This window comes from Pseudomonas sp. WS 5410 (assembly GCF_012985645.1).
Taxonomy (GTDB): Bacteria; Pseudomonadota; Gammaproteobacteria; order Pseudomonadales; family Pseudomonadaceae; genus Aquipseudomonas; species Aquipseudomonas shahriarae.
In genome coordinates this window covers 278,181-303,447 of the sequence record NZ_JAAQWS010000005.1, presented here as the reverse complement: position 1 = coordinate 303,447, position 25,267 = coordinate 278,181, and the positions used below count along the sequence as shown (strand labels likewise).

The 25,267-nt window shown below is 58.0% G+C and carries 22 protein-coding genes, 4 tRNA genes and 4 pseudogenes; 19 read left to right on the top strand and 11 right to left on the bottom strand.

Features of this window, described 5'->3' with window-relative positions; genetic code table 11:
• Nucleotides 1–28 precede the first annotated feature (28 nt).
• From alaS to mgtE, 7 genes are all read left to right on the top strand, one after another.
• Nucleotides 29–2,647, top strand: coding sequence for an alanine--tRNA ligase (gene alaS / locus HBO24_RS10600; protein ID WP_170059667.1), 2,619 nt, complete (start codon nucleotides 29–31; stop codon nucleotides 2,645–2,647).
• Between the two features lie 88 nt (nucleotides 2,648–2,735).
• Nucleotides 2,736–3,977 carry an aspartate kinase gene (locus HBO24_RS10595; RefSeq protein WP_057439706.1) on the top strand — a complete coding sequence of 414 codons (1,242 nt, stop codon included), beginning with the start codon at nucleotides 2,736–2,738 and terminating at the stop codon, nucleotides 3,975–3,977.
• A 183-nt stretch (nucleotides 3,978–4,160) separates the two neighbouring features.
• Nucleotides 4,161–4,349 carry a carbon storage regulator CsrA gene (csrA, locus tag HBO24_RS10590; RefSeq protein WP_003178872.1) on the top strand — a complete coding sequence of 63 codons (189 nt, stop codon included), beginning with the start codon at nucleotides 4,161–4,163 and terminating at the stop codon, nucleotides 4,347–4,349.
• A 62-nt stretch (nucleotides 4,350–4,411) separates the two neighbouring features.
• Nucleotides 4,412–4,502: transfer RNA gene (locus HBO24_RS10585), tRNA-Ser, on the top strand.
• A gap of 108 nt (nucleotides 4,503–4,610) precedes the next feature.
• Nucleotides 4,611–4,687, top strand: a tRNA-Arg gene (locus tag HBO24_RS10580).
• A gap of 72 nt (nucleotides 4,688–4,759) precedes the next feature.
• Nucleotides 4,760–4,836, top strand: a tRNA-Arg gene (locus HBO24_RS10575).
• A gap of 375 nt (nucleotides 4,837–5,211) precedes the next feature.
• Complete coding sequence (mgtE, locus tag HBO24_RS10570; RefSeq protein ID WP_057960442.1) at nucleotides 5,212–6,654, top strand: magnesium transporter; 1,443 nt, start codon at nucleotides 5,212–5,214, stop codon at nucleotides 6,652–6,654.
• 96 nt (nucleotides 6,655–6,750) lie between these two features.
• Here mgtE and HBO24_RS10565 read toward each other — a convergent pair whose 3' ends face one another.
• The 3 genes from HBO24_RS10565 to HBO24_RS10555 all read right to left on the bottom strand — a co-directional run bounded on the left by HBO24_RS10565 (nucleotide 6,751) and on the right by HBO24_RS10555 (nucleotide 7,905).
• Complete coding sequence (locus HBO24_RS10565; RefSeq protein ID WP_057439705.1) at nucleotides 6,751–7,077, bottom strand: Arc family DNA-binding protein; 327 nt, start codon at nucleotides 7,075–7,077, stop codon at nucleotides 6,751–6,753.
• 412 nt (nucleotides 7,078–7,489) lie between these two features.
• Nucleotides 7,490–7,669, bottom strand: a complete 180-nt coding sequence (locus HBO24_RS10560) for a PA3371 family protein (RefSeq protein ID WP_057439704.1) — start codon at nucleotides 7,667–7,669, stop codon at nucleotides 7,490–7,492.
• A gap of 11 nt (nucleotides 7,670–7,680) precedes the next feature.
• Entirely contained in the window at nucleotides 7,681–7,905 is a 225-nt protein-coding gene (locus tag HBO24_RS10555; protein ID WP_170045736.1) for a hypothetical protein, read from the bottom strand.
• Between the two features lie 330 nt (nucleotides 7,906–8,235).
• Here HBO24_RS10555 and HBO24_RS10550 point away from each other — a divergent pair.
• Nucleotides 8,236–8,312: transfer RNA gene (locus HBO24_RS10550), tRNA-Arg, on the top strand.
• Between the two features lie 190 nt (nucleotides 8,313–8,502).
• A complete protein-coding gene (locus HBO24_RS10545) occupies nucleotides 8,503–9,135 on the top strand; it encodes a hypothetical protein (protein ID WP_169961308.1) in 633 nt (210 codons plus the stop codon).
• A gap of 82 nt (nucleotides 9,136–9,217) precedes the next feature.
• Here HBO24_RS10545 and HBO24_RS10540 read toward each other — a convergent pair.
• Nucleotides 9,218–9,830 (bottom strand): annotated as a pseudogene (locus HBO24_RS10540) (recombinase family protein).
• Between the two features lie 206 nt (nucleotides 9,831–10,036).
• On the opposite strand from HBO24_RS10540, the gene HBO24_RS10535 reads away from it, so the two are divergent.
• On the top strand, nucleotides 10,037–10,684 hold the full coding sequence (locus tag HBO24_RS10535) for a hypothetical protein (RefSeq protein ID WP_170059666.1): 648 nt from the start codon (nucleotides 10,037–10,039) through the stop codon (nucleotides 10,682–10,684).
• A 172-nt stretch (nucleotides 10,685–10,856) separates the two neighbouring features.
• Here the strand turns inward: HBO24_RS10535 and HBO24_RS29515 are convergent.
• Nucleotides 10,857–11,153: pseudogene (locus HBO24_RS29515) on the bottom strand (tail assembly protein); the annotation flags it as partial.
• On the opposite strand from HBO24_RS29515, the pseudogene HBO24_RS10530 reads away from it, so the two are divergent.
• Nucleotides 11,141–11,320: pseudogene (locus HBO24_RS10530) on the top strand (IS3 family transposase); the annotation flags it as partial. The pseudogenes HBO24_RS29515 and HBO24_RS10530 overlap by 13 nt on opposite strands.
• A gap of 33 nt (nucleotides 11,321–11,353) precedes the next feature.
• Nucleotides 11,354–11,642, top strand: a pseudogene (locus tag HBO24_RS10525) (integrase core domain-containing protein); the annotation flags it as partial.
• A gap of 40 nt (nucleotides 11,643–11,682) precedes the next feature.
• Here HBO24_RS10525 and HBO24_RS10520 read toward each other — a convergent pair.
• Nucleotides 11,683–12,606, bottom strand: coding sequence for a universal stress protein (locus tag HBO24_RS10520; RefSeq protein ID WP_170059674.1), 924 nt, complete (start codon nucleotides 12,604–12,606; stop codon nucleotides 11,683–11,685).
• 263 nt (nucleotides 12,607–12,869) lie between these two features.
• Here HBO24_RS10520 and HBO24_RS10515 point away from each other — a divergent pair, with 263 nt between their 5' ends.
• The 3 genes from HBO24_RS10515 to HBO24_RS10505 all read left to right on the top strand — a co-directional run bounded on the left by HBO24_RS10515 (nucleotide 12,870) and on the right by HBO24_RS10505 (nucleotide 16,522).
• On the top strand, nucleotides 12,870–13,943 hold the full coding sequence (locus HBO24_RS10515; protein WP_057444072.1) for an NAD(P)-dependent alcohol dehydrogenase: 1,074 nt from the start codon (nucleotides 12,870–12,872) through the stop codon (nucleotides 13,941–13,943).
• A gap of 315 nt (nucleotides 13,944–14,258) precedes the next feature.
• Nucleotides 14,259–15,497 (top strand): DUF4010 domain-containing protein, encoded by a 1,239-nt coding sequence (locus HBO24_RS10510; protein ID WP_170059665.1) that lies wholly within the window; start codon nucleotides 14,259–14,261, stop codon nucleotides 15,495–15,497.
• 101 nt (nucleotides 15,498–15,598) lie between these two features.
• Nucleotides 15,599–16,522 carry a universal stress protein gene (locus tag HBO24_RS10505; RefSeq protein WP_170059664.1) on the top strand — a complete coding sequence of 308 codons (924 nt, stop codon included), beginning with the start codon at nucleotides 15,599–15,601 and terminating at the stop codon, nucleotides 16,520–16,522.
• Nucleotides 16,523–16,576: 54 nt separating this feature from the next.
• On the opposite strand, the gene HBO24_RS10500 is transcribed toward HBO24_RS10505, so the two are convergent.
• Nucleotides 16,577–17,140 (bottom strand): GNAT family N-acetyltransferase, encoded by a 564-nt coding sequence (locus tag HBO24_RS10500; RefSeq protein ID WP_170059663.1) that lies wholly within the window; start codon nucleotides 17,138–17,140, stop codon nucleotides 16,577–16,579.
• Nucleotides 17,141–17,420: 280 nt separating this feature from the next.
• Between HBO24_RS10500 and HBO24_RS10495 the strand changes: the two genes are divergently transcribed.
• Nucleotides 17,421–18,809 carry an MBL fold metallo-hydrolase gene (locus HBO24_RS10495; protein WP_170059662.1) on the top strand — a complete coding sequence of 463 codons (1,389 nt, stop codon included), beginning with the start codon at nucleotides 17,421–17,423 and terminating at the stop codon, nucleotides 18,807–18,809.
• Between the two features lie 384 nt (nucleotides 18,810–19,193).
• Nucleotides 19,194–20,573 carry an MFS transporter gene (locus tag HBO24_RS10490; protein WP_057960434.1) on the top strand — a complete coding sequence of 460 codons (1,380 nt, stop codon included), beginning with the start codon at nucleotides 19,194–19,196 and terminating at the stop codon, nucleotides 20,571–20,573.
• A 60-nt stretch (nucleotides 20,574–20,633) separates the two neighbouring features.
• On the opposite strand, the gene HBO24_RS10485 is transcribed toward HBO24_RS10490, so the two are convergent.
• The 4 genes from HBO24_RS10485 to flgA all read right to left on the bottom strand — a co-directional run bounded on the left by HBO24_RS10485 (nucleotide 20,634) and on the right by flgA (nucleotide 23,218).
• Complete coding sequence (locus HBO24_RS10485) at nucleotides 20,634–21,383, bottom strand: flagellar brake protein (protein WP_057439692.1); 750 nt, start codon at nucleotides 21,381–21,383, stop codon at nucleotides 20,634–20,636.
• 95 nt (nucleotides 21,384–21,478) lie between these two features.
• Nucleotides 21,479–21,946, bottom strand: a complete 468-nt coding sequence (locus HBO24_RS10480) for a flagellar protein FlgN (protein ID WP_170059661.1) — start codon at nucleotides 21,944–21,946, stop codon at nucleotides 21,479–21,481.
• 48 nt (nucleotides 21,947–21,994) lie between these two features.
• A complete protein-coding gene (gene flgM, locus HBO24_RS10475) occupies nucleotides 21,995–22,312 on the bottom strand; it encodes a flagellar biosynthesis anti-sigma factor FlgM (protein ID WP_057439690.1) in 318 nt (105 codons plus the stop codon).
• Between the two features lie 141 nt (nucleotides 22,313–22,453).
• Complete coding sequence (gene flgA, locus HBO24_RS10470) at nucleotides 22,454–23,218, bottom strand: flagellar basal body P-ring formation chaperone FlgA (RefSeq protein WP_170059660.1); 765 nt, start codon at nucleotides 23,216–23,218, stop codon at nucleotides 22,454–22,456.
• Nucleotides 23,219–23,299: 81 nt separating this feature from the next.
• On the opposite strand from flgA, the gene HBO24_RS10465 reads away from it, so the two are divergent.
• Together HBO24_RS10465 and cheR are read left to right on the top strand one after the other, a co-directional pair.
• Nucleotides 23,300–24,232, top strand: a complete 933-nt coding sequence (locus tag HBO24_RS10465; RefSeq protein ID WP_057439688.1) for a chemotaxis protein CheV — start codon at nucleotides 23,300–23,302, stop codon at nucleotides 24,230–24,232.
• A 43-nt stretch (nucleotides 24,233–24,275) separates the two neighbouring features.
• Nucleotides 24,276–25,103 (top strand): protein-glutamate O-methyltransferase CheR, encoded by an 828-nt coding sequence (gene cheR, locus HBO24_RS10460; RefSeq protein ID WP_057439687.1) that lies wholly within the window; start codon nucleotides 24,276–24,278, stop codon nucleotides 25,101–25,103.
• The last annotated feature ends 164 nt before the right edge of the window (nucleotides 25,104–25,267 follow it).

Genomic DNA, 25,267 nt, shown 5'->3' with positions numbered 1-25,267 from the left:
TTGGCCGCAGCCTCCGTGGAAGAACCTAATGAAAAGCGCAGAAATCCGTGAAGCCTTCCTTCGCTTCTTCGAAGAGCAAGGTCACACCCGTGTCGCCTCCAGCTCCTTGATCCCAGGCAATGACCCTACCCTGCTGTTCACTAACGCGGGGATGAACCAGTTCAAGGACTGCTTCCTGGGCCAGGAAAAGCGCGCCTACACCCGCGCCACCAGCAGCCAGAAGTGCGTGCGCGCCGGCGGCAAGAACAGCGACCTGGAGAACGTCGGCTACACCGCCCGTCACCACACCTTTTTCGAAATGCTCGGCAACTTCAGCTTTGGCGATTATTTCAAGCAAGACGCGATCAACTTCGCCTGGACCTTCCTCACTGGCGTGCTGAAGCTGCCGAAGGAAAAACTCTGGGTCACCGTCTACGCCACCGATGACGAAGCCTACGACATCTGGACCCAGCAGATCGGTGTGCCGGTCGAACGCATGATTCGCATCGGCGACAACAAGGGCGCGCCTTACGCCTCCGACAACTTCTGGACCATGGGCGATACCGGCCCGTGCGGCCCGTGCACCGAGATTTTCTACGATCATGGCGCCGACATCTGGGGTGGCCCGCCGGGCTCGCCGGAAGAAGACGGTGACCGTTACATCGAGATCTGGAACAACGTGTTCATGCAGTTCAACCGCACCGCCGATGGCGTGTTGCATCCGCTGCCTGCGCCGTCGGTCGATACCGGTATGGGCCTGGAGCGGATCAGCGCGGTGATGCAGCACGTTCACTCCAACTACGAAATCGACCTGTTCAAGAACCTGCTGAGCGCGTCGGCCGCGGCCATTGGCTGCGCCAACGACAACCAGTCTTCGCTCAAAGTGGTGTCGGACCATATCCGTTCTTGCGGTTTCCTGATTGCCGACGGCGTGCTGCCTTCCAACGAAGGCCGTGGCTATGTGCTGCGCCGCATCATCCGTCGTGCCTGCCGCCACGGTAACAAGTTGGGCGCCACGGGTAGCTTCTTCTACAAAATCGTTGCCGCGCTAGTGGCCGAGATGGGCGAAGCCTTCCCGGAACTCAAGCAGCAGCAAGCCAACATCGAGCGCGTGCTCAAGGCTGAAGAAGAGCAGTTCTCCAAGACCCTGGAGCACGGCCTGAAGATCCTGGAACAGGACCTGGCTGAGCTCAAAGGTACCGTGGTGCCGGGTGATGTGGTGTTCAAGCTGTATGACACCTATGGCTTCCCGATGGACCTGACGGCCGACATCGCCCGCGAGCGTGAACTGACGGTCGATGAGGCTGGTTTCGAGCGTGAGATGGAAGCCCAGCGTGTACGCGCTCGTTCCGCGAGCTCTTTTGGCCTGGATTACAACACCCTGGTCAAGGTTGACGTAGCGACCGAGTTCACCGGCTATCACGCCACCGTCGGCTCGGCCAAGATCGTGGCTATCTATAAAGATGGCAAGTCGGTCGATGTCTTGAGCGAAGGCGAAGAGGCGGTCGTGGTGCTCGATCAGACGCCGTTCTACGCCGAATCCGGCGGCCAGGTCGGTGACTGTGGTTTCTTGCGTTCGACATCCGGTCGTTTCGACGTGCGCGACACCACCAAGACCGGCGGTGCTTTCCTGCATCACGGTGTGTTGGTGCTGGGTAACCTGACGGTCGGCGCTCCGGTAGAAACTCAGGTTGATGCTGAGGTGCGGCATGCAACCGCCTTGAACCATTCGGCCACCCACTTGCTGCACGCCGCGCTGCGCCAGGTATTGGGCGAGCACGTCCAGCAGAAGGGTTCGTTGGTCGACAGCCAGCGCCTGCGCTTCGACTTCAGCCATTTTGAAGCGATCAAGCCTGAGCAATTGAAGGCACTGGAAGATATCGTCAACGCCGAGATTCGCAAGAACACCCCGGTAGAAACTGAAGAAACCGATATTGAAACCGCCAAGAAAAAAGGCGCCATGGCGCTGTTTGGCGAGAAGTACGGCGACGAAGTGCGCGTGCTGAGCATGGGCGGCAGCTTCTCCGTGGAGCTGTGTGGCGGTATCCACGCCGCGCGTACCGGCGACATCGGCCTGCTGAAAATCACCGGCGAAGGCGGTGTGGCTTCCGGTGTACGGCGTATCGAGGCAGTGACCGGTGCTGCGGCCCTGGCCTACCTGAATGCGGCCGAAGAACAACTCAAGGAAGCGGCGACCCTGGTCAAGGGCAGCCGTGACAACCTGATCGACAAACTCTCTGCCGTACTGGAGCGCAACCGCCAGCTGGAAAAACAGCTGGAGCAGTTGCAGGCCAAGGCGGCCAGCGCCGCGGGCGACGATTTGTCGGCCTCGGCCCTGGACATCAAGGGCGTGAAGGTTCTGACTGCACGCCTGGACGGTCAAGATGGCAAGGCGCTGTTGGCCTTGGTCGATCAGTTGAAGAACAAGCTCGGCCGCGCAGTGATCCTGCTCGGCAGTGTCCATGAGGAAAAGGTCGTACTGGTTGCCGGTGTAACCAAAGACCTGACTGGCCAACTCAAAGCCGGTGATTTGATGAAGCAAGCCGCCGCGGCAGTGGGCGGGAAGGGCGGTGGTCGTCCGGACATGGCGCAAGGCGGTGGTGTAGACGCCGGAGCCCTGGACGCGGCCCTGGCCCTGACCGTGCCGTTTGTCGAGGCCGGTATTTAAGGCGCTGTTAATGAGCCCATATGGGCTCGCTTAGCTGCTGGAAGATTTGTTTATTGGGCGCTCCTTTACGGGCTGAGGCGGCTTAGAAATGGCTTTGATCGTACAGAAATTTGGAGGCACCTCGGTCGGCTCTGTCGAAAGAATCGAGCAGGTCGCCGACAAGGTTAAGAAATTCCGCGATGCCGGCGACGACCTGGTGGTGGTGCTGTCGGCCATGAGCGGCGAGACCAATCGCCTGATCGACCTGGCCAAGCAAATCAGTGGCGATCAGGCGCCGCTGGCGCGTGAGCTGGATGTGATCGTGTCCACCGGTGAGCAGGTGACCATTGCCCTGCTGGCCATGGCGCTGAACAAGCGTGGCGTGCCGGCGGTGTCCTACACGGGCACCCAGGTACGGATCCTGACGGACAGCGCGCATACCAAGGCGCGCATCCTGCAGATCGACGACCAGAAGATTCGTGGTGACCTGAAGGCCGGTCGCGTGGTGGTTGTCGCCGGTTTCCAGGGCGTCGACGAGCACGGCAATATCACGACCCTGGGCCGTGGCGGTTCCGACACCACCGGTGTGGCGCTGGCGGCAGCCTTGAAGGCTGACGAATGCCAGATCTATACCGATGTGGACGGCGTCTACACCACCGACCCGCGCGTCGTGTCCGTGGCCCAGCGCCTGGACAAGATCACCTTCGAAGAAATGCTGGAAATGGCCAGCCTCGGGTCCAAGGTGTTGCAGATCCGGGCGGTGGAGTTCGCCGGCAAGTACAACGTACCGCTGCGCGTATTGCACAGCTTTAAAGAGGGTCCGGGCACCCTCATTACTATTGATGAAGAGGAATCCATGGAACAGCCGATCATTTCCGGCATCGCTTTTAATCGCGATGAAGCCAAGCTGACCATCCGTGGCGTGCCAGACACCCCGGGCGTGGCGTTCAAGATTCTCGGGCCTATCAGCGGCGCGAACATTGAAGTCGACATGATCGTGCAGAACGTTGCGCACGATAACACCACCGACTTCACCTTCACTGTGCACCGCAACGAGTACGATGCGGCCGAACGTATCCTGCAGAACACTGCCAAGGAAATCGGTGCTCGTGAAGTGGTCGGCGACACCAAGATCGCCAAGGTCTCGATCGTCGGTGTGGGCATGCGCTCCCATGCGGGTGTTGCCAGCCGCATGTTCGAATCCCTGGCCAAGGAAACCATCAATATCCAGATGATCTCCACGTCGGAGATCAAGGTATCGGTGGTGATCGAAGAGAAGTATCTGGAACTGGCTGTGCGTGCACTGCACACCGCTTTCGAACTAGACGCGCCGGCCCGACAGGGCGAGTAACGCGTTGCCAGGAAGGCGCGGTTGATCCGCGCCTTTCTTTTTTGTCGGGTGAGGGCGCAAGCCTGTTCTTTTGCCCGTGCTCGACAATACTAAGGCGTGCAGGGCCATGGCCGTTTGGTCATAGGCCCAGGGCCTTTTTTTGCAGACTGTTGTTCCCGAAATGAAATGCGTGAGGAGAAAGGTATGCTGATTCTGACTCGTCGATGCGCAGAAAGCCTGATTATTGGTGATGGCGAAATCACCGTGACCGTGCTCGGCGTCAAAGGCAATCAAGTGCGGATTGGGGTCAATGCCCCCAAAGAGGTGGCCGTCCACCGTGAGGAAATCTACCTGCGGATCAAGAAAGAGAAGGACGACGAACCAAGCCATTAATTTTTATCGTTTTTTATGTTTGCAAACGGGGATGAAGCTGGTTAATATACGCCCCGTGTTGCGGAGAGCTGGCCGAGTGGCCGAAGGCGCTCCCCTGCTAAGGGAGTACACCTCAAAAGGGTGTCGGGGGTTCGAATCCCCCGTTCTCCGCCATTATTTGCTTAGTACGTTGCAATCTGGTTTTTTCGCTAAGTGCTTGAAACTAAACGAAAAAATAGCTTTACATAGAGATTGAACGGCCTATAATGCGCGGCAACAAATGCACTCGTAGCTCAGCTGGATAGAGTACTCGGCTACGAACCGAGCGGTCACAGGTTCGAATCCTGTCGAGTGCACCATTTAAGAGTTAGTTGCAGCAATGCAGATAACTTGGCTTCAACCAGTTGTGATCTGGTATAAAACCACAATCTGCACTCGTAGCTCAGCTGGATAGAGTACTCGGCTACGAACCGAGCGGTCACAGGTTCGAATCCTGTCGAGTGCACCATACAAACAAAAAGCCCGCCTAGTGCGGGCTTTTTGCCGTCTGGGGTTTTTATTTTCCCGTGGGGGTGTGCTTGTGTAGGAATCGTCTGCGGCCTGCATGTTTTTCTCTCGGCCATGTGTTTTCTTTTCTGTCAGCGTCGTCGCAGTTTCATACGTGCGGCCAACACTCAGCTTTGTTGCGCAAGCGCTTGTTCTTTCCAGTTTTTTAACGTTTAAAACGGCCGGGCGGTGTATCATTGCGCCCGTCAGCCCCGCCGGGGCTTGTGGAATACCTCCATGGACTTACCCAGTAGTTACTCAGTACCCCGTTTTACCAATCATGAATTGACTGATTGATCCTTCCGGCGTGCCCCGCTGCTGGGAGTGGAGTTCGCCTATGACCGAAGTAGAAGTAAAGAAAACACAAGAAAGCCTGCAGGATCGCCTGGCTCAAGTCGTTGAGCTGCTGCAGCGCCAGCGTGTGGTCGAAGATCTGACCCATCGCCAGGAAGGCCCTCATCAAGACCGGGTCGAGAACCTGGTCCATCGGCAGAATCTCGTCGAGTTGCAGCGCAAGCTCGATGACCTGCACTCTGCCGACGTTGCCTACATCCTTGAAGCCCTGCCGCTGGACGACCGTCTGACGCTTTGGCAGTTGGTCAAGGCGGATCGCGATGGCGACATCCTCCTCGAGGTATCCGATTCGGTTCGTGAAACCCTGATCGCCGACATGGACGATCACGAGCTCCTGGCCGCCGCCAAGGAGATGGACGCTGACGAACTGGCCGACCTGGCCCCTGAACTGCCCCGTGATGTTGTCCATGAGCTGATGGAGACCCTCGACGGTCAACAGCGTGAGCGTGTGCGCTCCGCGTTGTCCTATGACGAGGAACAGGTCGGCGCATTGATGGACTTCGAAATGGTCACCATCCGAGAGGATGTCAGCCTGGAAGTGGTCTTGCGTTACCTGCGGCGTCTCAAGGAGCTGCCAGGGCATACCGACAAGCTGTTTGTGGTGGACTACGACGGCATCCTCAAGGGCGTGCTGCCGATCAAGCGCCTGCTGGTCAATGACCCGGACAAACAAGTGGCTGAGGTCATGGCCAGTGACCCGGTGAGCTTTCATCCTGATGAAGACGCCTACGATGCCGCCCAGGCATTCGAGCGTTATGACTTGATCTCGGCCCCGGTGGTTGACAAGAACGGCAAGCTGATTGGCCGTTTGACCATCGACGAGATGGTCGACCTGATCCGTGAGGAAAGCGAAAACGAAGTCCTCAACATGGCGGGTCTGCGTGAAGAGGAAGATATTTTTGCGTCAGTCTGGCGCTCCCTGAGCAACCGTTGGGCGTGGCTGGCGGTCAACCTGGTCACTGCGTTCATTGCCTCGCGGGTGATTGGTCTGTTCGAGGGTTCCATCGAGAAGTTGGTGGCGTTGGCGGCACTGATGCCGATCGTCGCCGGTATTGGGGGTAACTCGGGTAACCAGACCATCACCATGATCGTGCGGGCGATGGCCCTGGATCAGGTAAGCACCGGCAACACCTCGCGCCTGATGCGCAAGGAGCTGGCTGTGGGTCTGATCAATGGTCTGGTATGGGGTGGCGTGATCGGCGTGGTGGCCTACCTGCTGTATGGCAGTTGGTCCCTGGGCGTGGTCATGACCGCGGCCATGACCCTTAACCTATTGCTGGCGGCACTGATGGGGGTATTGATCCCCATGACCCTGGCGCGCCTTGGGCGCGATCCTGCGATGGGGGCCAGTGTGATGATCACGGCCATGACCGACAGTGGCGGCTTCTTCATCTTCCTGGGCCTGGCGACGATCTTCCTGCTTTGAACCTACTGGGAGCCGGCACGCCGGCTCCTGCACAAAAGTAAAAATCCCGGGCAAAAAAAAGCCAGCGCAAGGCTGGCTTCAGCTTTCAGTTGCCGATTATTCGGCTTCTGCGGCTGCCTCAACGTCATGAGCAATCAGCGACACAAGCGCATTTTGCTGACGGTGGGACAGTTGGCGAAACCGCTGTAGCAGCTCGCGCTCGTGCAGTGACAGCTCCGGGCTGTCCATACGCATGCTCGGCTCATCACCCAACGCGCCTTCCTGAATAAGGCTTTGCTCCATGCGCGCGATGATTTCAGAGTTCATGCTGCGATGATGATTGCGAGCCACCTCGGCAATGCGTTCCCGCATTCCGTCTGGCAGACGTACGACGAACTTGTCAGCCGTACGGCTGGAATAAATTGCCTGTTTCAATGGGCGCATATATTTAACCGGTTAGTTCAGGGGAGCGGTTTTTGGAATTGGCCGCAACATGTGTGTTAGGACAAGGCTTGCGGACAAATGTTCAACCCGAATTGCAAAGAGGCCGCATCATGCCTCAGTTTTGCCGGTTCCTTGGCGTCAATTCTGTGACAAATATTGAGCTTCCTACAGGCTTTGTGCCAGTACTCATTTTCAAATTTGCGGACTGGTTGGAAAACTTTTCTGCGCAAGAACCGGGCCGCAGGCTCTCGCTAAGATGGGGTTTTCGGGCGCATATCCTATAGCAATGTGGCCTTTTGCCCTTAATTTTAAGACTAGTGGCAAATGGCCGATTTGCGAGCCGGGGCGACATAAGGTAGGGCGGTCAGGCGAGCAGGATTGAGACGGTGTCAATCTCTCGTCACAGGCAGGGTCAGCGCAGGATCGGGTCGAACTTGAAGCGACGCCCGACGACCATGGCGATCACCAGCGCGACTGTGAATAGGGCGCAGGCGCCCAGGCAAAGGGCTTGCCAGTCATTCGACGGAAGGTTGAGTCCCAGAATACCCGTGGCAATGGCCAGGATCAGAAATAGCCAGACTGACTTGGTCATGATGGGCTCACTTAGAAAATCAGGTGTTCAGAAGAGCTCGCGGCCTGTGCGCCCTGTGCCAGGTGCACCGATGATTGTCCATCGCCTGTCATCAGGGCCAGTTGAGGCCGTTGTTGAGCGTGGTAGCTGCCCGTTTGGCTGATCTGCGCGGAATCGCTGTCTTTGCCGGCCTGGAAGTGGAATGTCACCAGTACGGCCAAGGCCAGGGCGTTCAGAAGCAGAAGGGTGCTGTTCATGGGTGTTTCCCCGTGTTCACGTGCAGGACAGTTTTATAAGTACAAAGAGTGCAGTCATCATGCCAGCTATTATTTTGATTTAAATCCTTTTAAAACAATAACTTAAGTTGATCTCAAAAGTATGGCTCATTGCAATATGCAATGATGGCATTTCGTGCCAATGCATTTTGCACGATGGGCTCTGCAGGCTCGTGGGCAACGGCTTATCGCCGGTTGGGTGGGATGAAGGCTGACGCCTAAAAAGCTGACGGACGACATGACAAAACCCACCCTGACCGTTAACATGCACGCCGTCCGTCGCAACGCCATCTGGCCCTGCGCCTGTCATTAGTCCCAGTAGCTCAATTGGATAGAGCATCCCCCTCCTAAGGGGAAGGTTGGCCGTTCGAACCGGCCCTGGGACACCATATAATTCTACACCTCCAGCCAATGTATGTAGTTCTTGCACAGTCTCATGGGTGCATGATGGGTGCATACGCAATAATTTAGACTGAAAAAGCCGCAACAAAATCAGTTGAGGGCTGGGTGTACGTGGAGGTATGAAGAGCGGGGTGATAATTCTGCCACCATGAAAAAGTCGACAACAGGGAAGCAGTGATGCGAATTCTATTTTTTGCGATGTGCTGTTTGTTGATCACCGCCTGTTCAAGCAACCCAGCAGCACTCTTTGAAGAGCAAGTCAAAAACAGCACCACGCCGTTAGCACGGACCCCCTCTGAGGCCATGCACAACGCGCAAGCTGTGCCCATGCCGATCAACCCAGGATGGCGGCCACCCCAGTGGAAGATCACCGCTGCGGAACCGCGCATCCTGATCAGTGGGGTACCGTCGAACTATCGATTATTCAGCGTCGCGTTGACAAAGGACAAACCCTTTCATATTGACGTTAACTCCTGGTGCGTCAATGGGTGCCTGGGGTTCAGCAAGTACGCCCTGAACCCTTATTTGATCTTGATGGACGCCAAAGGCAACGTCCAGGCTGAAGGTTTTGGCAAGGCGACTGGCATAGTGGGAGTCATCAGCCAAGTGTTGAAGGGCACGGTGACAACCAGCGGCACTTACTACCTGATAGTCGCGGCGGATAACCGTGCGCCTGGGGAAACCATTGTCATCGACAACGTGCTGCTGATTGGGGCAGCGGCGAGCCCAATCACGCCGTTGCGGATTGGGATGGGTAGTTATCCGTTTGGGTCGGTTGGGCCGTTGTTGAATACGGAAGAGACGCCTTGAGGCTGTGAGGCAAGAGAGCGAACACGGCCGCTGCTAATACTGAAATAAAATCAGTGCTGGAAGAGGTGGAGAAAGTGCCGGGTTAAGCCCTATCTCTGATTCGTAATACTGTCGTAGTCGAGCAGTTAGCATGACGTGCTGTGGCACGTACACCAAGGCCGGCACCGAGCAGTTCGGTCACCCGCTTATGCAGGTCAATGTCGACGGGGCGGCCTTGATACTTGCCGGCGGCCTTGGCCTTCTCGATGCCTTGAGCCTGGCGCTCGCGCCGCTGCTCGTAATCCTTGCGCGCGATCGCGGCCATCATCTCCACCAGCATTGAGTTGATTGCTCCCAGCATCCGCCCGGTGAACTCATCACCCTTGGTGTCCTGCATTCCCTGGTGGCTGGTCGGAAGGTCGAGCGCGACGATGCGCAGCCCCTTGGAGTCGATCGCGGCCTTGAGCTTTTGCCAGTCCTCGACCGGGAGGCGGGATAGCCGGTCTATCGACTCCACCAGCAACACATCACCCTTGCGCGCATCTTTCAGAAGGCGCAGCAGCTCGGGCCGGTCGGCGGTAGCGCCGCTGGCGTTCTCCAGGTACACGCTTGCAATGACACTTGTTATGGTCGCTGGCGAACTGCTCGAGCGAGGCCCGGGCACGGCCGGCGTCTTGTTCGTCGGTGGAGGCTCGGAGGTATGCGCGGATGAACATGATGTGTGCCTGTATCAGTTAGGGCGTTCTACTAATACTGTTGCACTTTGGGTGTTACTTATAAAGCGGAAAGCCCGAAAAAGGCAAAATAAGCCTGTATCTGGATAGGCATACTCAAAAAGGAAACGAAGCGTCAGCATCCATAGGGTGTTAGGGGCTGCAGAACCTGCTTATCATCGTTTGGATTTGAAATTAGGAGCCTGATTATGGAACCGCCTAAGCAGTTGCCCGAGTTGGACCACCTCGCCGAGTGGAACAGGCTGAATATTCAAAATGCGGAAAATGGAATGGTCTCAGTGATTTTTGAGAACATTATTGAATCAACGCGATTTTTTGATAGCTACTCCACCTGGCTCACGGTCGGCACGGGTGCGGCGGCTGCGCTTCTTCTAACAAACGTAGGAACGATTCTTCCGTATTTGACTGCCGGAGGCTTCAAGCTGAGTGGCATTCTTCTGATTTTTTCGTTGCTATTTGGCATTTTATCCAAGTTTTTTGCTATTCAATGTCAGATTGCTGACGCCCAAAGTGAAGCGAAAACGAATAGAGTCGGAAATGCTTTAAAGACTTACTTTGAGGATGCGGAAAAAATTGAGGAGGCAGCGAAGTTGCAAGGACGGCAGCTAGTTACAGCGTTAAGTATAGAGAGAGTATTTACCACTTTCTTCGAGCCCTTTCCTAAGTTAATGCGTTGGTTTTTTCTCAAAAGGATGATTAAAGGCGCATCAAATCCGCACGCTGGATATTTGATACCGCTTCGTTTTTTCAGGTACCAATGTACGTCGATGATTTTGCAGCTTGTTTTCCTGTTCTCAGGGGCAGCCGCCGCATTTCTTCATGCTCAGTCCTTATAGCCGCGATGGTGTTTTGTTGTAGAGAGCTTGAGCGCATTGGAACGCCACAGTATGTAGGTTTCAACACGGTGGCGGATCAAAGGGAGGTCATACGAATATCGAGGCCAGCACTGCTGCCACCAATGCATGAAGGCTCCTTTTACGATGATGCAACAATGGTGCTGATCCAAGATCAGACTTGATCCTCGGCGTAAATCCCGGCACTGATGATCGCCCCGCCCCAGCGCCGGTACCCGCAGCAAAGAGGAACCGGGTTGCCTGATGCGGTGGTGTTTCGGGCGCTTCCAAACGCATACGATGGTGTGTTCTTCGGCGCGGCGCTGGTCTTGAGACCGCCGGCTTGGGGGCTGAGCATTTGGATCACACCGCCGGCGACCATACCCACTCCAGATGCAAATAAGCCGGCTGATACTGGAGGCGCCCAGAAGGTTAATAATGACGCGGCGATCAGCAGGGCGCCGAGGCAACTGCCATGATAACGCCGTGGCCGAGAGCTTTTTCCAACTTCTAAAGCGGGAACGGATCAAGCGGAGAATCTAGACCATGCGTGAAGATGCTCGTAGTGATGTGTTCGATTACATCGAGATGTTCTACAACGTAAAACGCCGGCATGGTTTCAACAATCAGCTGTCACCGAGCGCAGGCGTTGCGTCGAGCCGTGAGTCAGCGTATTGCTCGGGAATGTACCAAGAACTGCACACGAAACAGGGCATCAGGTGTTCGATGATGGACGGCTACGACTGTTACCAAAACGCCCTGGCAGAGCGGGTCAATGGGATATTGAAGACGGAGCTTTTGCTCCAGCGACCACAGGATTTAACGCAGGCGAGGAAGATGGTGAGCGAGTCGGTATCGATCTACAACCACGAGCGTCCGCACCTGTCTTTGAAATACAAAACGCCCGATGCGATGCATCGGGCGTTGGAATGAAACAGGTATAAACCTATTTCAGGACTAGACACCGCCCAGCCCCGCCAGACCCACATCCCACCCTGCCTTCAAATCAGCTCCTGCGGAGAAATCACCCAAACGCTGCAGGGCATCTTGTACAGCAGGTGTTCCACCGTGCTGCCGATTAATCGGTCCATGGCCCGATGGCCTATTCGTCCCATCACAATCACATCGGTTTCATAGGCACTCGCGTAGCTGGCAAGCACCTTGGCGGGGTTGCCCATGATCATGTGCTGGCGCTCCGGTGGAATACCGTTGCGCTCCGCCAGTTCGTGGAAGGCATCGGCCTGGGCATCAAACAGTGTCCGGGCTTTGCTGGAGGAGAAGAAGGTTGCGCCATTTTCGAAACCGAATTCATCGGCACTGATAGCTGAAAGGTCGTGGGCATAAATGACGTCTAGTTCTGCGTGACAGATGCTCGCCAGTTTCGCGGCCTCTTGCACAATGGTGTCGTTGAAATCTTTGTATTGCCCGTCGCGATGAAAAGGGTCTACTGCAGCGATGATCTTGCGGGGCAGCGCGTGGTGCATATGGCTGACGAAATGCAAGGGTACCGGGCATTCGCGCAACAGGTGGACATCCAGTGGCGTAAACATCAGGCGTGAAAGCAGCGATTCATGCTCTAGCGCCTTGATCAACACCGCCATGGGTTGTTCTTTGAGGTGGATGAGGATTTCCTGCAAGGGGTCGTTCACCCAGACCACTTCAGTGGTGACATGCACCCCGATTCTGCGCAACGGGCGGGCCTGGTCTTCCAACCATTGGCGATGGCGTTCGACATAGCCGATGCGCATTTGCTCCAGCGCTTGCTCGTTGACCAGCCCGGCCGTTGCCAGCCCCTCGAGATAGTCAAATGCCACGATGTGCAATGCCGCATCCGCAGCCTTGGCCAGGGCGGCGGCTCGATCGAAAGCGGGGCTGTTCTCCATCAAGGGTGGGACGACCAACATGAAGCGTGATTGATCAGACATGACATCTCTCCCGTAGGTAAATGCGCAGGTGCCCGCCCCAATCGCCGCGCAGCCATTGGAACCTGAAACCTCGCAATTAGAGTGTGGCGGACTGCGGGAGGCCGGGTTGATCTTTGTCAAACCCAGGGGGCAATCGGGTGGCAACCCGACGTGCGGTCGGTCAGCGACGAAATTGTTGACCATTATCAATCTTTCCAGTGTTTCCTCGGCGCAGTCTTATAGGCGTGCCGAACCTGGCGCACCCACAGTGGCGGAGGATCACCATGGCGACCATGAAAGCGGCTGTTTTCGTTGAAAAGAACCGGATCGTCCTGGAAGACAAACCCATCCCCACTGTGGGGCCCCTGGATGCCTTGATCCGTATTACCACGACGACCCTCTGCGGTACCGACGTGCACATCTTGCGCGGTGAGTATCCGGTGGCCAAAGGGCTGACGGTGGGGCATGAGCCCGTAGGGGTCATTGAGCAGTTGGGCTCGCAGGTGCGCGGCTTTGTCGAAGGGCAGCGGGTCATTGCCGGTGCCATCACCCCCAGCGGGCAAAGTTACGCTTGCCTCTGTGGCTGTGCTTCGCAGGATGGCCCGGACACCCGCCACGGTTTTCGCGCCACGGGTGGCTGGAAGTTCGGCAATAGTATTGACGGTTGCCAGGCGGAGTACGTGCTGGTGCCAGACGCCACCGCCAATTTGTGCCCGATTCCGGACGGCCTCAGCGATGAGCAGGTGTTGATGTGCCCGGACATTATGTCCACTGGTTTTTCCGGGGCAGAGCGCGCCGAGGTCAGCATCGGCGATACCGTTGCGGTGTTCGCCCTCGGGCCAATCGGCCTCTGTGCAGTGGCCGGCGCGCGTCTCAAGGGCGCGACTACCATCATTGGCGTCGATGCCGTACCTGCGCGGATGAGTGTTGCGCGGCGCCTGGGGGCGACCCATGTGGTCAACTTCAAGGACGGTAATGTCGTCGAGCAAATCATGGCCTTGACCGATGGCCGTGGGGTGGATGTGTCCATCGAGGCATTGGGCACGCAAGGCACGTTCGAGTCCGCTTTGCGGGTCTTGCGCCCCGGTGGTCGGTTATCCAGTCTCGGCGTTTATTCCAGTGACTTGCGCATACCCCTGGATGCCTTCGCCGCCGGGCTCGGGGACTACAGCATTGTCACGACCCTGTGCCCCGGCGGCAAAGAGCGTATGCGCCGGCTGATGGCGGTGGTTAACAGCGGCGGTGTGGACCTGTCGCCCCTGGTAACCCATCGTTTCAAGCTCGACGACATTGAAGCGGCCTATGAGCTGTTTGCTCACCAGCAGGATGGTGTGATGAAGGTCGCGATTACGCCGTGAAGATGGGGTTAGAGGGGGTCTGGAGGTCGTCAATGCTAATTGATATCACGCAGGAGCAGGCAACCGCATGCTGGGTTGTGCACATGGAAGGTGTCGCAGTGGAATTCAAAACCCTGGAAGGTGCGCAGGCATTCGTCAGGCGACTCCGGACGCGTATAGACGCGCCGCATGCCTGGCCGATCAATGTCGATCCGCCCCCTGTCCGGCGAGCGGCCCACGCAGCCCGATAGCCCGGCGACATGGTTGCAACGGTTCGGCCGACCTCGTGGAGTCACGAGTGGGTCGCAAGGCAAGGCCAGCATCGATGACAAAACCATGAATGAAACCCTCGGCATGGCAGGCGCGGCAACCGCACTGGGGATCGGTATGCTCATTGGGCTGGAGCGCGAGCGGCACAAAGGGCAGGGACAAGGCCGCGCCTGTGCAGGACTGCGCACGTTTGCGATCACCGCGCTGTTGGGTTACGTGGCGATGCAGGTCGGCGCTGGTCTGCTGGTCGGGATCGTGGCGATAACCCTTGGGTTGCTGGTCACCGTGGCGTACTGGCGCAGCCTGAGCGATGACCCGGGCGTCACCAGTGAAGTGGCATTGATCACGGTTTTGCTACTGGGGGCGATGTGCAGTACATCGCCCGAACTGGCGATCGCCATCGCCGTGGTGATCTCGGGCCTGCTGACCTATCGACAGAAGCTGCACTACTTTGCCCGTAACCAACTGACTGATGTGGAGGTGCGCGACGGCCTGGTACTGGCGACTGCCGCGCTGGTGGTGCTGCCGCTGGTCCCTGACCGCTTTATCGGCGCCTACGCCGCGATCAACCTGCGCACCATTTGCACGCTCACGGTATTGCTCATGGTAGTGGGGGCGGTGGGGCATATTGCTGTGCGCACCCTGGGCACCCGGTATGGGTATGCAATCAGTGCCATTGCTTCCGGATTTGCCTCCAGCACCGTGACCATTGCCGCCATGGGGCATATCGCCGCCAGGGAGCCGGACAACATCAAGGTCTTGAGTGCCGCCGCGATCTTCTCCAACCTGGCGACGGTCACCCAAGTCGGGCTGATCATGGGGGCGGTCGACAGCAGTCTGTTACGTCATATCTGGGGACCGCTGTTGTGCGGCGCCGCTGCCACAGCGTTGTATGGACTGTGCTTGATGTTTCCCCGGCCCGCGAATGGCGTGGGGCAACCGATCAAGGTCGGTGGCGCGTTCAATCTCAAGCTGGCGCTGGTGGTCTCATTGACCATGACCGGCATCACTTTCCTGTCGTCGGTGATGCTCAATCACTTCGGTGAAACCGGAGTCATGCTCACGGCGACCCTGTCCGGCTTCGCCGATGCCCATTCCTCGACAGCATCAATTGCGACATTGGCCAAGTCCGGTCAGTTGCCACTTAGCGCCACCACCATTCCTATACTGATTGCAGTCAGCAGTAACACGCTGAGCAAATGCCTGGTGGCGTGGATCAGCGGCGGGCGACGGTTCGCCGCTTACGTTATCCCGGGCCAGGTCTTGCTGACGCTGGCCATGTGGGCCGGGATCTTGCTTCTTTGAAACACATTCAACCTGGTACCTGATGAAGATCAAGTTGGCTGAGTCGGGTGCGTTCACTCTATAGGTGTCAGCAACCAAAAGGCCACGTGCCGAGGTGTCCCATGTCGCAGGCTCAGCGTTTACTGTTAATTGCCCCCTCAACCCTGACCCGTACACCCGCGTTCGAGCGGGCCGGCGCGTTGGCCAAGGCGATGCAAATGCCTTTGCACATTGTCGCATTTGACTACTTGCAGGCCTTGGCGGTGGCCGGCCTGTTCGCCCCTGAACAAATGAACCGGGCCCGTGACGGTTATTTGCAAAACCACAGGCAGTGGCTCACGGAGCAGGCGGGGTTGATCAGCCAGCACGGGGTGCAGGTCACCAGCGAAGTGGTGTGGGTGCAACACCCTTACGAAGAAATCATGCACTTTGTCAGTGAGATGCCACTGGCGTTGATCATCAAGGATGCGCAGGAAGAATCAGCCTTGCAGCGGATTTTTTTCGCACCGCTGGACTGGCAGTTACTGCGCGATTGTCCAGTACCTGTGCATTTGGTGACCAACGCGCTCAACCCTCGGCCGCGCAATATCCTGGCCATCGTCGATGTGCTGCGCGACGAGGAGCAGGACAATGTGTTCAACGACCAGATCATCAACGCAGCGGTAAAGCTGGCCAACGAGTGCGATGCCCACCTTGAATTGATGCATGTGTATGACTGGGCGGCGATTTACGTCCGGGACATGGGCTTTGGTGCCTTGCCCCTGGCCACTGGGATTTATGAGGCGCTGGGCACGACTCAGCGGGAAGTGTTTGCTGCCATGGCCGAACGCCATGGTGTACCGCCAGAGTATCGCCACTTCATCGAGGGCAACCCGGTGTTGAGTATTTGTGAGTTCGCTGCCGAGCATCGCACGGACATCATTGTGATGGGCACGGTTCAGCACAAGGGGTTGAACAAGTTGCTCGGGACCACCGCTGAACAACTCCTGCAGCGGGCGCCCTGCAGTGTGCTGGCAATCAAGCCCGGGCGGGTATTGCAATCCTGAGCAGGCAACGGCCCCGCGCTTGAGCGTTGAGCGCAGCAGCGCGGGGCCGTGGTTCTAGAGGTGCCGGCTATGGATCACTTGGTGGGAGTCACGGGGATCAATGCATGACTCGAAGCCCAGTGCTCTGACCAGGTTACGCATGGGGAGATTGCTGGCGGCATCCACCGAATACATCCGGCGGTAGCCATTCTTGCTGGCGGCGTTGATCAAATGTTTCATCAGTAGAGTACCCAGGCCCAGGTGCGCCCATTCATCGGCTACTGTCACTGCGCACTCACAGTCATCCTTGCCGGTAGCGGCGTAACGGCTGATGCCGATCTCGATCAGATGACCGTTTTCGTGCGCCAGCGCGATATAGGCCACTCGATGTTGATTATCGGTGTCCATCAACGTATTGAGCAGGCTGTCACTGGGCTCGTTGATCTGCGCCAGGAAGCGCATATGTCTCGATTCGGGGGACAAGCGTTTGATAAACGCATACTCACGCTCGCGATCCTTGTCCTCAAGCGGCCGTATCAGTACGTGGCGACCGTCCCTGAGCGCTTCGATCCAGTGTTCTGCGGTGACGGTGGCATAAACTGCCGCCGCCCGATCATTGTGGTCTTTGAAGGTGGGCATGGGTGAACCTCCATCTGATGTGAAAGGCCGGCGCGCGCAGATAAACCTCGCGGTGCTTCCTTTCTACGTCGTTGAGGGCTTTGGGCGCTGATCTGGATCAGCTACTTGTGTTGGCATCCTTTATTTTCGGACGACTGAGGTGGATTACGCGGCGGCCCTGGGCGGATCAGCCATTTGTGGAATTGGCGGCCCGTCACCCAGGCAGTTGTTTGAAATCAACTGCACCTGCGTCATTAAGAGCGATCAATGGCACTTGCCTTGAGTACCCATGGAGACGGCTATGCGTATGACATTTCTCGGTGCTGCGGGCACGGTCACCGGCAGTAAATACCTGCTGCAGCACCACGACCATCATGTACTGATCGACTGCGGCCTTTTCCAGGGCTATAAACAGCTGCGGCTGCACAATTGGGATGCGCTGCCGTTTCCGATTGGTGAACTCGATGCGATTGTGCTTACCCATGCCCACCTGGATCACAGTGGCTATCTACCGGTCCTTGTACGCAATGGCTATCGCGGGCCGGTCTATGCCACGCCTGCGACCTGTGACCTGCTGAAGATTCTGCTGCTAGACAGTGGTCGCCTCCAGGAAGAAGAGGCTGAGTTTGCCAATCGGCATGGCTTTTCCAAGCACAGCCCGGCGGCGCCGCTGTATACCGAACAGGACGCCGAGCGAGCGCTGAAGCTGTTACGGCCGATCGAGCTGCATAACAGGATTGAGATCGTCACCGGCATGACCCTCCAACTGCGCGGCGCCGGGCATATATTGGGCGCGGCCACGGTCGAGGTGGTCGCCGATGGCGTTACGCTTGTGTGCTCGGGAGACTTGGGGCGACCCGACGACCCCCTGATGTTCGCTCCGGAGACCATCGAGCAGGCGGACTACCTGTTGGTGGAGTCGACCTACGGTGACCGCAAGCACCCGGCCGAGCTGCCAGAGGAACAATTGGCCGACGTCATCACCCGCACCGCGCTGCGCCATGGCATTACCCTGGTACCTTCCTTCGCCGTCGGTCGGGCGCAGTTGCTGATGTATCACTTGTATCGGCTCAAGCAGCAACACTTGATTCCCGATGTGCCGATCTATCTCAATAGCCCCATGGCCACCGACGTCACCACGTTGTACCAGCGTTTTCGCAGCGAACACCGTTTGACCGCGCAGGAGTGCGAAGGCATGTGCCACGTCGCGAAGTTTGTGCGCACCACCGAAGATTCGATCCGCCTGGACCAGCAACGCACGCCGGCGGTGATTATCGCTGCCAGCGGCATGGCTACCGGGGGACGGGTGATCCACCACCTCAAGGCGTTGGCCCCCAACCCGATCAATACGTTGCTGGTTCCTGGCTTCCAGGCGGGCGGCACCCGTGGTGCGCAAATTGTCGCGGGGGCTCCTTCTGTGCGTATTCATGGCAAGGAGGTGCCCATCAGGGCCGAGGTGGTGCCGATGCAGTCCCTGTCGGCACATGCGGATGCCGATGAAATCATGCAATGGCTTCGCGGGTTCAAGCGGCCACCGAAACACACCTATGTGGTGCACGGCGAACCCAATGCCTCGGATGTGCTGCGCCGACGTATCAGCCTGGAGCTGGGCTGGTCGGTCTCGGTGCCGGAGTATCGCGATAGCGTCGAACTCAGCGCCACCGACCACCCTTCGAACACATCGGGCTGATAGCAAACAGTCCTTGCCGCTTTACGGCAGGCTCCAGACTGGACAAGCGGTTGACGCAGCCAGCCGCTGACGCTCGGTTTTTTTCCAGAAGCAGGGCCTCGTTAGCCGTTTGGCCAGTGCCGTCTGGCTGGTGGGCGCGATATATTGTGCAGACCTTGTACCTTGCCCCCGGTCTGAGTGCGTCTGACACGTAACTCACAGAAGACGGAACTGTTGGGTGTCGAGTTCATCGAAGGCTTCATGCTTCGATAAACCCGAAGTTGTCCCGCTTGTCGGATCAAAATATTCCCGGGTGCCTAAGGTGCCTGGGCTTAACGACGCTTCGCCTTCAGGCTATCGTGTAAATAGCCTGACACCCACTGCAAGGAGCCGCTCGGAACGCCGATGCGCCAAATCTGGAAATCTTTTCGAGCCCTTTATTTCGCCTCCTTGATGATGCTGATCGGCTCCGGCCTGCTCAGTACTTACCTGGCCTTGCGCCTGGCGGCGGATAACGTCGACAGCCTGTGGGTCGGTGCGCTGATGGCGGCCAACTATTTTGGCCTGGTGCTGGGGGGCAAGATCGGGCATCGCCTGATCGCCCGGGTCGGGCATATCCGGGCCTATGCCACGTGTGCCGGGATCGTCGGTGCGGCGGTGTTGGGCCATGGCCTGGTGGATTGGCTGCCGGCCTGGATCGTGCTGCGGATAATCGTCGGCCTCGGCATGATGTGCCAGTACATGGTCATCGAGAGCTGGCTCAACGAGCAGGCCGACGCCAAGCAGCGGGGCGTGGTGTTCAGCGGTTATATGATCGCCTCCTACCTGGGCCTGGTGCTGGGCCAGCTGATTCTGGTCATGCACCCCCAATTGGGGCTGGAGCTGCTGATGTTGGTGGCGCTGTGTTTCGCCCTGTGCCTGGTGCCGGTGGCCATGACTCGGCGTATTCACCCGGCGCCCTTGCACCCGGCGCCCATGGAGCCACGCTTCTTTATCAAGCGCGTGCCGCAGTCCCTGAGTACGGTGTTGGGTGCCGGCCTGATCGTCGGCTCCTTCTACGGTCTGGCGCCGCTGTATGCGGCCCAGCAGGGGTTGAGCACCGAGCAGGTCGGTCTGTTCATGGGTAGCTGCATTTTTGCCGGTCTGCTGGTGCAGTGGCCGTTGGGCTGGCTGTCGGATCGTTATGACCGTGCGCTGCTGATCCGCTGCTTCGCCCTGTGCCTGGCGGTGGCGGCATTGCCGCTGGCGATCATGACCCAGGTGCCGTTGGAAGTGCTGTTTATAGCCGGCTTCCTGTGCTCGCTGGTGCAGTTCTGCCTGTATCCGCTGGCCGTGGCATTTTCCAATGACCATGTCGAAGGTGATCGCCGGGTCTCGCTCACGGCGATGTTGCTGGTGACCTACGGGGTGGGCGCCAGTGTCGGGCCGTTGCTGGCAGGCGTGGTCATGAAGCTGTTCGGCAACCAGATGCTGTATGCGTTCTTCAGCTTGTGCGCCTTGATCCTGGTCTGGCGCATCCGCCCCAAGGCGGTGACCAATCTGCATCAGGTGGACGATGCGCCGCTGCATCACGTGGCGATGCCCGACAGCATGTCCAGCTCGCCCCTGGTGGCTGCCCTCGATCCGCGTGTGGATGAGCAAGTGGTGCAGGACCAGATGCAAACCACCGCGCCGGAACCTGCGCCCGAAGCCGAACCTGAAGTGGAGCCACAACCTGAGCCCGAGCCGCCGGAGCATCCGGACCCGGAAGACCACCCCCATGACCTGAGCCGGGCCCGTCCCTGAAACGAAAAACGGGCAGTTCCCCAAGGAACTGCCCGTTTTTTTGTGCCTGTGGTTCGGCGCTTACATATCGTCGTCTTTATCGAACCGGCGCGCCTCGCGCTGCAGTTGGTAGACAAAACGCTCAACCTGACGCTGCACCAGGCCGCTCATGTTGTGGAAACGCACACCGGCAAAGGTGGTGTTGATCCTTTCTTCAAAGTGCAGGTAACGCAACTCCACCGCCGTGGTCATGCTGCCGAAGGGCAGGGCGGCGATAAAGCGGTCGTAGACCTGGCCCAATTGCAGGCGCTCGGAGATATCACCTTCAAAGCGCAGCTTGCAGCCGGTGGCGGAGATATCCAGCAACTTGCCGCTGAGAGGCGCCTTGAGTTTCTCGCCGCCCAATTCGATATTCACCAGTTGCGCCAGTTTCAACGCCGCACGAAAGGCATTGCGGCGCTGATGGTAGACCACTTCTTCAGGCAGGCTGCCCTTGTAGATGCGGTGGCCGTCTTTTGTGCCGATGGTCAGGCTGCCATTGCTCTCCCAGGCCACGCGCACGCCTTCGTGGAAACCTTCGATGCGAAATGCTTCGCCATTTTCCAGATAGCGTTCACCTTCTGGCGGGATCATTTCGTCCAGGCTCAGGGTCTTGCTGTCCTTGTCGACATCCACCAGGTAGCTCTGGAAGCGCTGGTTGCGTTCGTGGAAGGTTATGATCAGCGGGTCGTGGCTCTCTTGCAGCAGCCGCAGGGTGCCGGCAATTTCCAGAGGGGTGGTGAGGACCTTGGGTGGCTGCGGAGCATCTTCCGCGTTGAGGGTGTTGAACACGGTTCTTCCATCTCCAGACAAAATACGACTACACGCAAGAACCGGCATTTTGCCAGTATGTGGCGCGCCTTGATAGGGCGCGCGATAAACCGGCGTCAGGCTTGGCTGAGGGTGCTGGGCTTGACCAGCCGTGAGGTGGAGCCCTGGGCGTTATACAGTGCTGGAGGTTCGCCACCGTGGAGGATGCGCAACTGGTTGGCGGTGGTGGCTTGCTGCAGTTGGATCGACTGGCCATTGAGCACATTGGCCTCCTGGCAGCTGATCAACAACTGATTGAGCGCTGCGCTCTGAGCCAGCAACTGGTCACCGATCGATGAATGGCTGGCGAGCTGTTCCAGGCCGCTGTGATCAGCGGGCAGGCCCAGGCTGAGCAGGATCTGGCTGCGTTTCTGGCCGTGTTGTTCAAGCAGGATGATCAGCGATTGCTTGCGTGCCAGGATGTCTTCCAGCACGCGCATATCGCGGCCGCACAGGGCCACGAATTCGTCTTGAAGCAGCTCCAGCAGCTGTTGCGCCGGAGCCAGGTCTTCATTGATCAGTTGCAGCAGATTTTCGTCGTGCATGGCTGGCCTTGGGGTTTAAGCGTCCAAAAGCCTGGCGCAGGCCTTGGCCTAGCGCTCGGCTTTGATGATTTTGCCGGCTAAACGGTCGTTGTCGATCTGATAGCTGCCATCGGCAATCGCCTGCTTCAATTCGGCCACACGGGCTTTATTGACCACCGGCTGATCGCGCAGCGAGTCTGTGATCTTCTGCAACTGTTGAGCCTCGTTGCTCAAATGCACCGATTCGCCACTCTGGGTCGAAGCGGTCTGTTCTGCCTTGGCAGGCTGTGCCGGGGCCTTGGCTTCAACGCTGTCCTTGGCCGCGTTGGTACGCGTGCCGCCGGGCGTTGCCTGGGCGCTGTTCAATCGGCTGAAATCAATGACCATGTTAAAAAACCTCTGGGTATTTGGACGCTTGCCATGTTTTCGGCCATACCCGGACAAACTTTAGGCGCGATCGACAATAAACCTGTACACCGCCAGATCATGCGCACAGTGTAGGAAAAGCCAGCGTCCCACGCCAGTGATCTATAGCGCCACCTCCACTTGGCCAGGGGCTGTTACCCGGGCCTTGATCACGCGCTTGGAGTTGAGGTTCTTCACGCGAATCTGCTCGCTCATCCCGCCATTGGCCAGGGCTTCCCCCGGCATTTTCACGTTCAGCCCGCCGCTGCTGGCGGATATCACCACTTGGTCGCCCTTGCGCACCACTTCTGCCTGTTCCAGGTGAACCAGGGTGATGACCTGGTCGGTGACCATTGGTCGGGTCAGTTTCTGCCCGACGGCCTGGTCCACGGAGGTGAGGTAACCCTGGCTGATCTGGCTGATGTCCCGTTCGCGCAGGGCCACGTCTTCAAAACCGATGATGCCGGTGCGCTTGAGCGGGCGGGTGACGGTCACCACGTCGCGATACAGGCGGACCTGGGCCGGCACGAACACGGTCCAGGGTGAACTGCCGTCGCAGCGCACGCGCACGGTCACGCGGCCAATGGGCTGGGCGGGGCTTTCCAGGGAGCCTGTCAATTCCTTGTCACACATGGGCATGCGCAAACGCGGGTCCAACTGGTTGACCTGGATTTCATAACGGCCCGGTGTCTGTGTGGTCGCCAGATAATCTTCTACAGTGAACTCAAGAAAGCCTTGAGTGACGCCGATAAGTAGATCAGGCAAGGTGACGTTGTCGGCACGGGCTGCAAGGCCGGTGCCCAAGGCAAACAACGCCGTCCAGGCGCAGAGCAATCTGCGGTACTGTGGCGAGCGAAGGCGTCGGGAAACTGTCGTTTTGATGTCCATGGCCAATAAATAGCAAAGCGCGTGCCGTTTTGTGTTGGGTACGCGTCGTACCCGTAAGTTTTGTAGCGTAGGAGTCTGGGCATGGCGGGTGTAATGGATTCAGTGAACCAGCGCACACAGCTGGTAGGGCAGAATCGCCTGGAGTTGTTGCTGTTTCGTCTCGATGGCAAGCAGCTCTATGGCATTAACGTCTTTAAAGTGCGGGAGGTGCTGCAATGTCCCAAGCTCACCATAATGCCCAAGTCCAACCCGGTGGTGTGTGGCGTGGCCAACATCCGGGGTGCGACGATTCCGATTCTTGACCTGGCGATGGCCACCGGCTCTTCCGGCTTGCAGGATCGTGAGAGCCCGTTTGTGATCATCACCGAGTACAACACCAAGACCCAGGGTTTCCTGGTGCGCTCGGTGGAACGCATCGTCAACATGAACTGGGAAGAGATCCATCCACCACCCAAGGGCACCGGGCGCGATCACTACCTCACGGCAGTGACGCGGGTCGATAACCAGTTGGTGGAAATCATCGACGTCGAGAAGATCCTCGCGGAAGTGGCACCGACGTCGGAGCAGATTTCGGTGGGGGTCGTGGATGAGCAGACCCAGCAAAAGGCCGTGTCCCTGCGGGTGTTGACGGTGGATGACTCCTCGGTGGCGCGCAAGCAGGTGTCCCGTTGCCTGCAGACCGTGGGTGTCGAAGTGGTGGCGCTCAATGATGGCCGCCAGGCGCTGGATTATCTGCGTAAGCTGGTGGACGAAGGCAAGAAGCCGGAAGAAGAATTCCTGATGATGATTTCCGACATCGAGATGCCGGAAATGGACGGCTATACCCTCACGGCCGAGATACGCAACGACCCACGCATGCAAAAATTGCATATCATCCTGCATACTTCATTGTCCGGTGTATTCAATCAGGCGATGGTCAAGAAGGTCGGTGCCGATGACTTCCTGGCCAAATTCCGTCCTGATGACCTGGCATCCCGGGTAGTCGACCGGATCAAATCTGCAGATCACGGCTAGGGGCTTTCTCCCTGGCGGTCACACGAGTTAAGAGGCGGTTTCATTGTCTACGGGTAATTTGGATTTCGAACAGTTCCGGGTATTCCTGGAAAAAGCCTGTGGCATATTGCTTGGTGAAAACAAGCAATACCTGGTATCAAGCCGTCTCAACAAATTGATGGAACAGCAGGGCATCAAGTCCCTGGGCGAGCTGGTGCAGCGCATCCAGGGCCAACCGCGCAGCGGGCTCAAGGAGATGGTGGTCGATGCCATGACCACTAACGAAACCTTATGGTTTCGCGATACCTATCCCTTTGAGGTGCTCAAGAACAAGGTATTGCCCGAGGCGATCAAGGCCAGCCCTGGCCAGCGCCTGCGCATCTGGTCGGCGGCGTGTTCGTCGGGGCAGGAACCGTATTCGCTGTCGATGTCCATTGATGAGTTCGAGCGGACCAACATGGGCCAGTTGAAGGCAGGGGTGCAAATTGTCGCCACTGACTTGTCGGGCACCATGCTGACCAACTGCAAGACGGGCGAATACGACAGCCTGGCCCTGGGCCGCGGTCTGTCGCCGGAGCGCCTGCAGCGTTATTTCGACCCCAAGGGGGCCGGGCGCTGGGCGGTCAAGGCGCCGATCAAGAGCCGGGTGGAGTTCCGCTCGTTCAACCTGCTGGACAGCTACGCCAGCCTGGGCAAGTTCGACATCGTGTTTTGCCGCAACGTCTTGATCTACTTCTCGGCTGAAGTGAAGAAGGACATTCTGTTGCGCATCCATGGCACGCTCAAGCGTGGTGGCTATCTGTTTCTCGGTGCTTCCGAGGCGCTCAATGGCTTGCCGGATCATTACCAGATGGTGCAGTGCAGCCCCGGTATTATCTACCAGGCCAAGTGATGGTTTGAGCCCGTTCTTCAGGACGCGGCAAGCCGTGCAAACAAGGGAGACCCGCAAGGGTCTCCCTTTTTTTTGCGCGGGATGTTCCCCCTTCTGGAACTTATGTTTCTCAGCTCGCCACGGATGGGTGGGCAAGTTCCGTTCGTTCAAAACGTAAACCGTGT

Bases quoted from the DNA above. Each gene is read 5' to 3' on its own strand.
- alaS (WP_170059667.1), top strand. From the start codon at position 29: ATGAAAAGCGCAGAAATCCGTGAAGCCTTCCTTCGCTTCTTCGAAGAG.
- HBO24_RS10565 (WP_057439705.1), bottom strand. From the start codon at position 7,077: ATGCGCCCATTGAAACAGGCAATTTATTCCAGCCGTACGGCTGACAAG.
- HBO24_RS10520 (WP_170059674.1), bottom strand. From the start codon at position 12,606: ATGTCTGATCAATCACGCTTCATGTTGGTCGTCCCACCCTTGATGGAG.
- csrA (WP_003178872.1), top strand. From the start codon at position 4,161: ATGCTGATTCTGACTCGTCGATGCGCAGAAAGCCTGATTATTGGTGAT.
- flgM (WP_057439690.1), bottom strand. From the start codon at position 22,312: ATGGTCATTGATTTCAGCCGATTGAACAGCGCCCAGGCAACGCCCGGC.
- HBO24_RS10465 (WP_057439688.1), top strand. From the start codon at position 23,300: ATGGCGGGTGTAATGGATTCAGTGAACCAGCGCACACAGCTGGTAGGG.
- mgtE (WP_057960442.1), top strand. From the start codon at position 5,212: ATGACCGAAGTAGAAGTAAAGAAAACACAAGAAAGCCTGCAGGATCGC.
- HBO24_RS10555 (WP_170045736.1), bottom strand. From the start codon at position 7,905: ATGAACAGCACCCTTCTGCTTCTGAACGCCCTGGCCTTGGCCGTACTG.
- HBO24_RS10480 (WP_170059661.1), bottom strand. From the start codon at position 21,946: ATGCACGACGAAAATCTGCTGCAACTGATCAATGAAGACCTGGCTCCG.
- HBO24_RS10500 (WP_170059663.1), bottom strand. From the start codon at position 17,140: ATGCCCACCTTCAAAGACCACAATGATCGGGCGGCGGCAGTTTATGCC.
- HBO24_RS10515 (WP_057444072.1), top strand. From the start codon at position 12,870: ATGGCGACCATGAAAGCGGCTGTTTTCGTTGAAAAGAACCGGATCGTC.
- HBO24_RS10560 (WP_057439704.1), bottom strand. From the start codon at position 7,669: ATGACCAAGTCAGTCTGGCTATTTCTGATCCTGGCCATTGCCACGGGT.
- HBO24_RS10595 (WP_057439706.1), top strand. From the start codon at position 2,736: ATGGCTTTGATCGTACAGAAATTTGGAGGCACCTCGGTCGGCTCTGTC.
- HBO24_RS10545 (WP_169961308.1), top strand. From the start codon at position 8,503: ATGCGAATTCTATTTTTTGCGATGTGCTGTTTGTTGATCACCGCCTGT.
- HBO24_RS10535 (WP_170059666.1), top strand. From the start codon at position 10,037: ATGGAACCGCCTAAGCAGTTGCCCGAGTTGGACCACCTCGCCGAGTGG.
- HBO24_RS10495 (WP_170059662.1), top strand. From the start codon at position 17,421: ATGCGTATGACATTTCTCGGTGCTGCGGGCACGGTCACCGGCAGTAAA.
- HBO24_RS10505 (WP_170059664.1), top strand. From the start codon at position 15,599: ATGTCGCAGGCTCAGCGTTTACTGTTAATTGCCCCCTCAACCCTGACC.
- flgA (WP_170059660.1), bottom strand. From the start codon at position 23,218: ATGGACATCAAAACGACAGTTTCCCGACGCCTTCGCTCGCCACAGTAC.
- HBO24_RS10510 (WP_170059665.1), top strand. From the start codon at position 14,259: ATGAATGAAACCCTCGGCATGGCAGGCGCGGCAACCGCACTGGGGATC.
- HBO24_RS10490 (WP_057960434.1), top strand. From the start codon at position 19,194: ATGCGCCAAATCTGGAAATCTTTTCGAGCCCTTTATTTCGCCTCCTTG.